The organism is Actinosynnema sp. NPDC059797 (assembly GCF_042732085.1).
GTDB lineage: Bacteria > Actinomycetota > Actinomycetes > Mycobacteriales > Pseudonocardiaceae > Actinosynnema.
This window is the reverse complement of the sequence record NZ_JBHWIE010000291.1, coordinates 1-9,075: the sequence shown is the minus strand read 5'-3', so window position 1 is coordinate 9,075 and position 9,075 is coordinate 1. Positions and strand designations below refer to the sequence as shown.

Sequence of the window (9,075 nt, the reverse complement as noted above, 5' to 3'; positions counted from 1 at the left end):
TGCACACCACGGGCAAGGCGGTCCTGGTCACCGGGGCCAACCGCGGCGTCGGGAAGGCGCTGGTCGAAGAGGCCCTGAAGCGGGGCGCGGGGCGGGTCTACGCGGGCACGCGCACGCCGCTGAGCCACCCGGACGAGCGGGTCACGCCGGTGACCCTGGACGTGACCGACGCCCGGCACATCGAGGCGGCCGTCGACCGGGTCGGCGCCCTCGACGTGCTGATCAACAACGCCGGCGTCTTCGCGGTCGACGACCTGGGCGACCCGGCCCTGCTCGACCGGGTGCTCGCCGTCAACTTCCACGGCGTGCACAACGTGACCCGGGCGTTCCTGCCCAAGCTGGTCGCATCCCGGGGCGCCGTCGCCACGAACATGTCGGTGAACGCCATCGCCCCGTTCCCGCTCGTCGCGTCGTACGCGATCTCCAAGGCCGCCGCGCTGGCCCTGACCCAGTCGCTGCGGTCGATCCTGGCGCCCCGCGGGGTGAGCGTCCACGCGATCTTCTCCGGCCCCGTGGACACGGACATGGGCGCGGAATTCGAAGCCGTGTTCACCGGTCGCGCGAGCGCGAACACGGGCACGAAATTCGACGTCGACCGGAAAGCCTCCCCGGAGTCGGTGGCGCACCACATCTTCGAGGGGATCGAGAACGGCGTCGAGGACATCTTCCCCGACCCCGCCTCACAGGACCTGGCAGAGGGCTGGCACCACGGTTCCACCAAGGCGCTCGAACGCCACCTCGCGGCGATGTACGCGGAGTTCATCCGCTGAAACCGCGGTCGACAGGATTGCTCACATTTCGATACGAGGCAATTTCGGAGATCTGCGCGTCGCGCACCCCCGCTAATGTACCGGGAAAAGCGGATATCCCTCGCTGGACCGACGCCGGCCGTATCCGCGCGCCCGCGGGAAGTCCGCTTCCGCATTCGCCACCTTGTCGAGGAGCAGTGCAGGATGACTTTGATCGAGTCCCGGCCGAGGCCCGACCTCGTCCGCCGGGCGACGGAACTGGTGGAGCCGATCCGGAAGCACGCCGCCTGGCACGAGGAGCACCGGGAGCTGCACCCGGAGGTCCTGGGCGCGCTGACCGAGGCGGGCCTGCTGAAGATGCGGATCCCGGCGCGCTACGGCGGCAGCGTGCCGGACATGCGCACCGTGGTCGACGTGGTCGCCGAGCTGGCCCGCGCCGACGGCTCGGTCGGGTGGTCCTGCGTCTCGTTCACGATGGCCTCCTGGCTGTCCTCGCTGGTGCCGGACGAGACGCAGGACGCGATCTGGGCCGACCCGGACGTCCGGTTCTGCGGGTCCGTCGAGCTGAACGGGATCGCCGAGCCGACCGACGGCGGCTACGTCCTGAACGGCAAGTGGCACTTCAACACCGGTTCCCCGCACGCCACGTGGGACGCCCACTTCGCGATGCTGCGGCACCCGGACGGCACCGCCGAGCCGGCGCTCGCCGTCGTCCCGGTGTCGGAGCTGACGTTCATCGACGACTGGCACACCTCGGGCCTGCGCGGCACGGGCAGCCAGACCTCCGTCGCGAAGGACCTCTTCGTCCCCGAGGGCTGGCTGGTGCGGATGCTCCCGATGGCGGTCGAGGGCAAGCTGGCCACGAAGCTCAACGCCGAGTACCAGGCGTGGCACGTCCCGTTCATGCAGATGGCGATCACGGTGGCCAGCGCGCCGGCGCTGGGCATGGCCCGCGCCGCGTTGGAGAACTACCTGGAGCTGGTGCCGAACCGGGGCATCACCTACACCCACTACGAGCGCCAGAGCGAGGCGCCGATCACGCACCTCCAGCTGGGCGAGGCCGTCCAGCTCATCCACGAGGCCGAGTTCCACGTGTACCGCATGGTCGAGCGCCTCGACGCCAAGTCCGCTTCCGGCGAGCCGTGGACCAACGAGGAGAAGGCCATCGCGCGCATGGACGCGGGCGCGGCCGTCGGGCGGGCCAAGCAGGCGGTGGACCTCCTGGCCAACGCCGCCGGCGCCTCGTCGATCTACTCCCACGTGCCGCTGCAGCGGATCCAGCGGGACATCGGCGCCCTCCACCACCACGCGATCATGTACCCCTTCACCAACCTCGAGACCCTGGGGCGGGTCCTGCTCGGCCTGGAACCCAACACGGACTTCCTGTAGCGGCCGCGCCGTCCGACAGCCCGTCGGCGGCGCACGAACGAGGAGATGGCATGTCAACTGTGGTCGTCCCGTCCCGGGAAGAGCTGGTCGAGCGGGTGTCCGGGATCATGCCCGTGCTCCGGGCCAACGCCGAGTGGGCCCACGAGCACCGCCGGCTGCACGAGGAGACCGTCAAGGCCCTGACCGACGCGGGGGTCTTCCGGATGAGGGTCCCGCGGCGTTACGGCGGGTACGAGAGCGACGCCCGCACCATGGTCGAGGTCGCCGACCTGATCGCCCAGGTCGACGGCTCGGCGGCGTGGGTGGTGTCCTGCTCCTGGATAGCCGGCTGGGGCATCGGGTTGTTCCCCGACCAGGTCCAGGACGACGTGTTCGCGGACCCGGACGTCCAGGTCTGCACCACGATCGGGCCGGGGAGCGCGACGGCGGTCCCGGTCGACGGCGGGATCCTGGTGAACGGGTCCTGGCCGTGCATCAGCGGCGCCCTGAGCAGCCGGTACCAGCAGATCGGCGCGATCCTCCTCGACCCGGGCGGCGACCCGTACCCCGTGATGAGCCCGGTCCCGATGTCCGACCTGGAGATCACCGACGACTGGCACACCACCGGCTTCCGCGGCACCGGCAGCGTCGCCACGACCGCGAAGGACCTGTTCATCCCCCGGGAGCGCGTCCTGCCCGCGCCCGCGGTGGTCAACAGCCAGTCGTCGTCGGAGCGCAACGCCGGCTCGCCGATGTACCGGGCCCCGTTCATCTCCGTGGGCGCGGCGTCCACCGTCGGCGTCGCCACCGGCATGGCCAAGGCGATCCGGGACGTCTTCTTCGAGCGGTTGCCCGGCCGCGCGCTCACCTACACCAACTACCCGAGCCAGGCCGAGGCGCCGGTGACCCACCTGCGGATCGCCGACGCGGTGATGAAGATCGACGAGGCCGAGTTCCACGCGCACCGGCTGGCCGCCACGGTGGACGCCAAGTGCGCTTCCGGCGAGGCGTGGTCCCTGCTGGAGCGCGGGCGCAGCCGCGCGGACGAGGGCGCGGCCGTGCGGTTGACCGGGGAGGCCGCGGGCATCTTCGCCCGGGCCGGGGGCGGCTCCTCCGCCTACACCAGGGTGCCGCTCCAGCGGTTCGTCAACGACCTGCACACCCTGAGCCTGCACGCGATGATGAACCCCGACGTCAACGCCGAGACCTACGGCCGGATCCTGTGCGGCGTGGACCCGAACACCTACTACCTCTGACCCGCCGCGACGTGCGCGGAGGAGCCGGCCGGGTGTTCCCCGACCGGTTCCCCTCGCCCCGGCCGGGGACGTCAGCCGACCACGCCCACGGCGCCGTAGCCTAGGTGGTGGGCCGGGCTGCCCGTGGGGATGTCGGCGTCCGGGCGGGCGCGCCACTCGGGCATCAGGACCACCCCGGGCTCGACCAGCGCCATGCCGTCGAACAGCGCCTCGACCTCCGCCCGGTCGCGGACGTAGAGCTGTTCGACGACGCCCTTGTACGCCTCGATCATGGCGTGGATCTGGGTCCTCGCCTCGCCCTCCGCCCGCTCGTCGGTGAGGTGGGACAGGGCCACGACGCTGCCCGGCGCGACGCGGTCGCGGTAGCCCTTCATCATGCCCAGCGGGTCCTCGTGGGGGCCCACGAAGACCATCACGCCGGTCATCACCAGGCCCAGCGGCCGGTCGAGGTCGATCAGGTCGAGCACGCGCGGGTCGGCGAGCAACTCCTCCGGCCGGCGGGCGTCGGCGCCCACCATGGCCGCGCGCGGGTTGTCCGCGAGGATCAGCTCCCCGTGGTGGACCGCGACCGGGTCGTGGTCGACGTAGACGACCCTGGCCTCCGGTGAGCGCGCCTGGGCGACCTCGTGGGTGTTGCCCGCCGTGGGCAGGCCGGAGCCGAGGTCGAGGAACTGCGTGATGCCCCGGTCCAGCATGAACGCCACCGACCGGCGCAGGAAGCCCCGGTTGAACCGGGCGAGCATCTCCATGCTGGGCAGGGTGGACTGGATGCGCTTCGCGCGCTCGCGGTCGGCGGGCAGGTTGAACGCCCCGCCCAGGTAGTAGTCGTAGATGCGGGCGATGTTGGCGGTGTCGGGGTCGTACACCTCGGTCCTCCTGGAGGGGGGTGGTGCGTTCCGCGCCGATCGGCGGCGGCCCGCGCGGCTTGCCGGTCGTGCCGCCCGCCGGTCGTGCCGCCGGCCCCGCGCGGGGCCGGCGGGTCCCACCGTGCCGGCCGGCCCGCCGCGCGGTCACGAGGGCGCGATCAAGCCTTCGGGGAACCGGTCCCGCCGGCGCAGGGCCGCCGCGAGCGCGCCGAGGAAGGCCAGTCCGCCCAGCACCTGGAGGCTGCCGAGGAACACGATCCCGGCCACCGGCGGGTCCACGACGCCCATGCCGATCGGCGTGGGGAACATCAGGGCGGCGGTGGCGACCAGGACCAGCCACGAGGCGAGCACGCCCGCCGAGTGCGCCGCGCCGCCCCGCTCCCGCGCCCACCACAGCCACAGCGCCAGGCCCGGCACCACCCACACCCAGTGCTGCGGCCACGAGATCGGCGAGATCAGCAGCCCGGTCACGGCGCAGGCCAGCACACCGGCCGCCTCCAGGCCCCGGCGGCTGGCCCACGCCGAGACCAGCAGGCCGAACACACCGACGACCAGCGCGAGCAGCAGCCACACCCACTGCGCGCCGAGGAAACCGGGCAGCTGGACCAGGATGCCGCGCATCGACTGGACGAACGGCGACGCGCCCGCCGGCACCATGCGGTCGGTGCTCAGGAAGTGCTCGGTCCAGAAGCTCGTCGACGCGCCGGGCAGCGCCAGGAACCCGACGGCCAGCGTGCCCGCGAACGTCGCGGCGGACACGACGGCCGCCCTGGTGCGCCGGGTGAGCAGGAAGTAGGCGATGAAGATCAGCGGCGTCAGCTTGATGCCCGCCGCGATGCCGATGGCGACGCCCTGGAAGCGGCCGGGCCGCCGGGCCAGGTCGAGGACGCACAGGAGCATGAGCAGGACGTTGATCTGGCCGAAGCCCAGCAGGTAGAGCACCGGCGTGGTGGGGATCGCGGCGACGACGGCCAGCACGGTGGAGCGGGCCCGCCGCAGCCGCGACCCGGGCGCGAGCAGCCCGAGCAGCAGCCACACCGACACCTCCAGCGCGACCACCGTGGCGAACGTCCACAGCGCGAACCCGACCTCGAAGCCCAGCAGCCCCAGCGGGGCCAGCACCAGCGCGGCGAACGGCGGGTAGAGGAACAGGTAGCCGTCGCCCGTCGCCACCTCGAACGGCGAGACCCCCAGCAACACCGCCTCCCCGCCCGCCCGGAACGCGGCGAAGTCGTTGGCCATGACCGGGAACGGGATGGTGTCCTCGAAGGCCAGGGCGACCATCACGACCGCGGTCACGGCGGCGGCCACCGCGAGCGCGACGACGCCGGCCGACCTGGTGGGGAAGCGCTCGCGGGTCTCCTGGACGGGTGCTGGCACCGCTGTCGTGGTCATGCCGGGACCTCCTGGGTCGGCTGGGCGACGGGCTCGGGTCCCGGGTGCCCCCGGAAGACCCACGAGCTGAGCAGGGCGAAGCGCCCGAGGGTGCCGACGGCGGACGAGCCGACGAGCACGGCCAGCTCGACCCAGCGGGACGGCGCGCCCACCGCCGAGTGCAGGGCGAGCAGCGCTCCGGAGGTGAAACCGCAGTACAGGCCGAACACCAGCAGCACCTGGACGTGCGCCCGGGGCAGCCGGCCCGACCGCCCGTCGACGGTGAACCGGCGGTTCGCCCCGGTGTTGAACAGCGCGCTCAGCGTGACCGCGACGAGGTTGGCGGCCAGCGGCGGCCACCACGTGCGGAACACGGTGAACAGGCCCAGGGTCATCAGCGTGGCCACCGAACCGACCAGGCAGAACGACAGCAGGTCGCGCAGGCGGGGCATCCCCGGCGCGGACAGCACCGCGTCGGGGTGGGTCGGCCGGGGGGCCGGCCGGAACGGCAGCTCGGCGATGCGCGCGGCGCCGGAGGCCTTGGCGCGGGCGAGCCGGACCAGGCCGCGCAGGTTGGTCGCGACGGTGCCGGTGACGTTCACCCGGCTGTCCACGTCCTCGACCCAGTCCACCGGCACCTCCAGCACGCGCAGGCCGTTGTGCTCGGCCAGCAGCAGCAGTTCGGTGTCGAAGAACCAGGTGTCGTCCTCGACCCGGGCCAGCAGCGGCCTGATCACGTCGGTGCGGGCGGCCTTGAAGCCGCACTGCGCGTCGCGGAACCGGGTGCCGTGGGTCAGCCGCAGCAGCGCGTTGTAGACGCGGGACATCAGCTCGCGCTTGGGGCCGCGGACCGTGCGCGCGCCCGGCGCGAGCCGGGAGCCGATGGCGACGTCCGAGTGGCCCGCGACCAGCGACGCCACCATCGGCAGCAGCGCCTCCAGGCCGGTGGACAGGTCGACGTCCATGTAGACGACCACGTCGGCCCGGCTGCGCGCCCACGCCGTGCGCACCGCGCGCCCCTTGCCCCTGGCGCCCAGGCCCAGCACGCGCACGCCGTGCCACCGCCGCGCGAGTCCTCTCGCGACGGTCCTGGTGCCGTCGGTGCTGGCGTTGTCCACGATGGTGATCAGCCAGTCGAACGGCAGCCGCGCGGCCAGGTAGCCGTGCAGCACCGCCACGCAGCCCGGGAGGGCCCGTTCCTCGTTGTGGACCGGGATGACGACCTCGACGGTCGCCGTGGCGCGGGCGGCCTGGACGTGCGCCGGGCGGACGCGCTTGGGGTGGGCGGCCCGTCTCGCCCGCTGTCGCGGCAGGGCTGCGGGCTCGGTGGTCCCGTTGTCGGGTCGAGGCTGTCCGGCGAGCACCTGGCCACTCATGCGCGCCCCCTTGCCGCATCAGGATTGACCAGGAGGCTACGACCGCGACCGGGCGACCACTTCTCCGAACGTGCGCTTGACAAGTCACGTGGAATGAGGTAGAGGCGCGGCCGGCCCCCACTGCGGGACCCCGCAGTCGGCTGCCCCCTTTTGCCCGAGCGCGCTCGCCCGGACCGAGGGGTCAGCCGGCCGTCGCCGCGAGGGCGTCGAGGCGGGCCGCCTCCATCCGGGACCGGACGCTCGGGCCGCCCGAGGACGGCCGGAGCCGCGCCCGCGGCCCGATGTGCTCCTCGCGCAGCTCGTCCATGAACTCGTCCCACAGCGCCGGGCCGCCGCTGTCGAGCACGCGCATCCGGGCGGCGTACTCGTCGGTCACCGGCAGGTGGCGCAGGCCCCAGGAGCCGAGCTGCACGATCAGCGGGACGAGCTGGATCGCCGCCTCGGTCAGCGAGTAGGTGATCTTCTGCCGGTGCTCGGGGTTGCCGGACCGGACGAGCAGGCCGTGCTCGACCAGCGAGGCGAGCCGGTCGGCCAGGATGTTCGAGGAGATCCGCTCCGGACCGGCCAGCAGCTCGCGGAAGTGCCGCGCGCCGACGAACACGACGTCGCGCAGGACGAGGAGCGTCCAGCGGTCGCCCAGGACCTCCAGCGACAGGTTGACCGGGCACCCCGATCGCACGTCCTTGCGCACTGTGCACTCCAACGCCGTTACCCGAACCGGTTACTCCGGTTGCATTTCCGAACCAGTCTCTCCTACGGTAGGACCGATTGCAAGATGAGAGCAGTTGGGAGACTCGGATGGCGCCGAAGGCGAACCTTCCCGAAGTGGTGTCGCGCGAGGAGTGGCTGGCGGCCCGCAAGGAGCTGCTGGTCAAGGAGAAGGAGCTGACCCTGGCGCAGGACCGGGTCAACGAGGACCGGCGGCGGCTGCCGATGGTGCGCGTGGACAAGGACTACAAGTTCGTCGGCCCGCGGGGGCAGGTCGGCCTCGCCGACCTGTTCGAGGGCCGCCCCCAGCTCGTCATGCACCACCTCATGTGGACCTACCGGGTCGACGAGGACGGCGTCGAGCAGCCCGGCGACATCGCCTGCTCCAGCTGCTCCACCATCGCCGACGGCATCCCGAAGCTCACCCAGCTGCACGTCCGCAACACCACGCTCGTGGGCGTGTCGCGCGCGCCCTACGAGAAGATCGCGCCGTTCCGGGAGCGCATGGGCTGGACGTTCCCGTGGTACTCCAGCTGGGACAGCGACTTCAACTACGACTTCCACGCGACCCTCGACGACCGGGTGGCGCCCGTGCTGTTCAACCACCGCACCGAGGAGGAGCTGGCCGCGGCCGGCAAGCCGTGGGACGAGGGCATGCGCGGCGAGTGGCCCGGTGTCAGCACGTTCCTGAAGGTGGACGACGAGGTGTTCCACACGTATTCGACGTTCGGCCGCGGCATCGAGCAGTTCCTCGGCGGCAACCAGTACCTGGACCTGACCGCGCTCGGCAGGCAGGAGGCGTGGGAGAGCCCGAAGGGCCGCGCGCGGCCGCTGGGCCTGCAGGCGGGCGGCCCGGGGATGCGCCTGCCCGACGAGTACGACCTGACCCGCCCGCGCCCGATGTGACCGCACCCGCTCTGACCGCGCTTGGCCTGATCGCATCCGGCCTGACCGCACCTGGCCGTGCCCGGGCCGACCCCGCCTGACCGCCCGACCGGCTGACCTGACCGGCCGACCCGACCGGCCGCTGAGCACGCGGGGAGAAGCAGCGCGTGGCCGGGTCGCGCACGCTGGCGTGGTGCGCATCGGGGAGCTGAGCCGCCGGTCGGGCGTGAGCGTGCCGACGATCAAGTTCTACCTGCGCGAAGGGCTGCTGGCCCCGGGCAGCGGCACCGCCCGCAACCAGGCGAGCTACGGCGAGGCGCACGAACGCCGGTTGCGCCTGGTGCGCGCCCTGGTCGAGGTGGGCGGCCTGTCGCTCACCGCGGTCCGCGAGGTGCTGGCCGCCTCGGACGGCGACCTGGTGCCCGCCGTGCTGAGCCGGGTGCGGCGGCAGGCGGTGTCGGCGCCACCGGACGCGGGTGGCGCCGACCACGGG

The 9,075-nt window shown here is 72.7% G+C and carries 9 protein-coding genes; 5 read left to right on the top strand and 4 right to left on the bottom strand.

Annotation, left to right across the window (positions count from 1 at the left end):
- From ACFV4N_RS34770 to ACFV4N_RS34760, 3 genes are all read left to right on the top strand, one after another.
- Nucleotides 1–770 (top strand): SDR family NAD(P)-dependent oxidoreductase (locus ACFV4N_RS34770; RefSeq protein WP_499676906.1); only part of this gene is annotated, 770 nt, incomplete at its 5' end.
- A 183-nt stretch (nucleotides 771–953) separates the two neighbouring features.
- Nucleotides 954–2,138, top strand: a complete 1,185-nt coding sequence (locus tag ACFV4N_RS34765) for an acyl-CoA dehydrogenase family protein (RefSeq protein ID WP_499676905.1) — start codon at nucleotides 954–956, stop codon at nucleotides 2,136–2,138.
- A gap of 50 nt (nucleotides 2,139–2,188) precedes the next feature.
- Nucleotides 2,189–3,373 (top strand): acyl-CoA dehydrogenase family protein, encoded by a 1,185-nt coding sequence (locus ACFV4N_RS34760; protein ID WP_499676904.1) that lies wholly within the window; start codon nucleotides 2,189–2,191, stop codon nucleotides 3,371–3,373.
- A gap of 71 nt (nucleotides 3,374–3,444) precedes the next feature.
- On the opposite strand, the gene ACFV4N_RS34755 is transcribed toward ACFV4N_RS34760, so the two are convergent.
- From ACFV4N_RS34755 to ACFV4N_RS34740, 4 genes are all read right to left on the bottom strand, one after another.
- Nucleotides 3,445–4,239: an SAM-dependent methyltransferase gene (locus ACFV4N_RS34755; RefSeq protein WP_499676903.1), complete on the bottom strand. Its 795-nt coding sequence runs from the start codon at nucleotides 4,237–4,239 to the stop codon at nucleotides 3,445–3,447.
- A 144-nt stretch (nucleotides 4,240–4,383) separates the two neighbouring features.
- Nucleotides 4,384–5,634 (bottom strand): glycosyltransferase 87 family protein, encoded by a 1,251-nt coding sequence (locus ACFV4N_RS34750; RefSeq protein WP_499676902.1) that lies wholly within the window; start codon nucleotides 5,632–5,634, stop codon nucleotides 4,384–4,386.
- On the bottom strand, nucleotides 5,631–6,989 hold the full coding sequence (locus ACFV4N_RS34745) for a bifunctional glycosyltransferase family 2/GtrA family protein (RefSeq protein WP_499676901.1): 1,359 nt from the start codon (nucleotides 6,987–6,989) through the stop codon (nucleotides 5,631–5,633). Before ACFV4N_RS34745 ends, ACFV4N_RS34750 begins: the two co-directional genes overlap by 4 nt.
- A 181-nt stretch (nucleotides 6,990–7,170) precedes the next feature.
- A complete protein-coding gene (locus tag ACFV4N_RS34740; protein ID WP_499676900.1) occupies nucleotides 7,171–7,680 on the bottom strand; it encodes a winged helix-turn-helix transcriptional regulator in 510 nt (169 codons plus the stop codon).
- A gap of 107 nt (nucleotides 7,681–7,787) precedes the next feature.
- On the opposite strand from ACFV4N_RS34740, the gene ACFV4N_RS34735 reads away from it, so the two are divergent.
- The gene (locus ACFV4N_RS34735) at nucleotides 7,788–8,603 is read left to right on the top strand and encodes a DUF899 domain-containing protein (RefSeq protein ID WP_499676899.1); all 816 of its coding nucleotides are present in this window, start codon (nucleotides 7,788–7,790) and stop codon (nucleotides 8,601–8,603) included.
- Between the two features lie 172 nt (nucleotides 8,604–8,775).
- Nucleotides 8,776–9,075: MerR family transcriptional regulator (locus ACFV4N_RS34730; RefSeq protein ID WP_499676898.1), on the top strand; the 300-nt coding region annotated here is incomplete at its 3' end.

Excerpts from the sequence above, each read along its gene's own strand:
- ACFV4N_RS34760 (WP_499676904.1), top strand. The coding sequence starts at position 2,189 with ATGTCAACTGTGGTCGTCCCGTCCCGGGAAGAGCTGGTCGAGCGGGTG.
- ACFV4N_RS34765 (WP_499676905.1), top strand. The coding sequence starts at position 954 with ATGACTTTGATCGAGTCCCGGCCGAGGCCCGACCTCGTCCGCCGGGCG.
- ACFV4N_RS34735 (WP_499676899.1), top strand. The coding sequence starts at position 7,788 with ATGGCGCCGAAGGCGAACCTTCCCGAAGTGGTGTCGCGCGAGGAGTGG.
- ACFV4N_RS34745 (WP_499676901.1), bottom strand. The coding sequence starts at position 6,989 with ATGAGTGGCCAGGTGCTCGCCGGACAGCCTCGACCCGACAACGGGACC.
- ACFV4N_RS34750 (WP_499676902.1), bottom strand. The coding sequence starts at position 5,634 with ATGACCACGACAGCGGTGCCAGCACCCGTCCAGGAGACCCGCGAGCGC.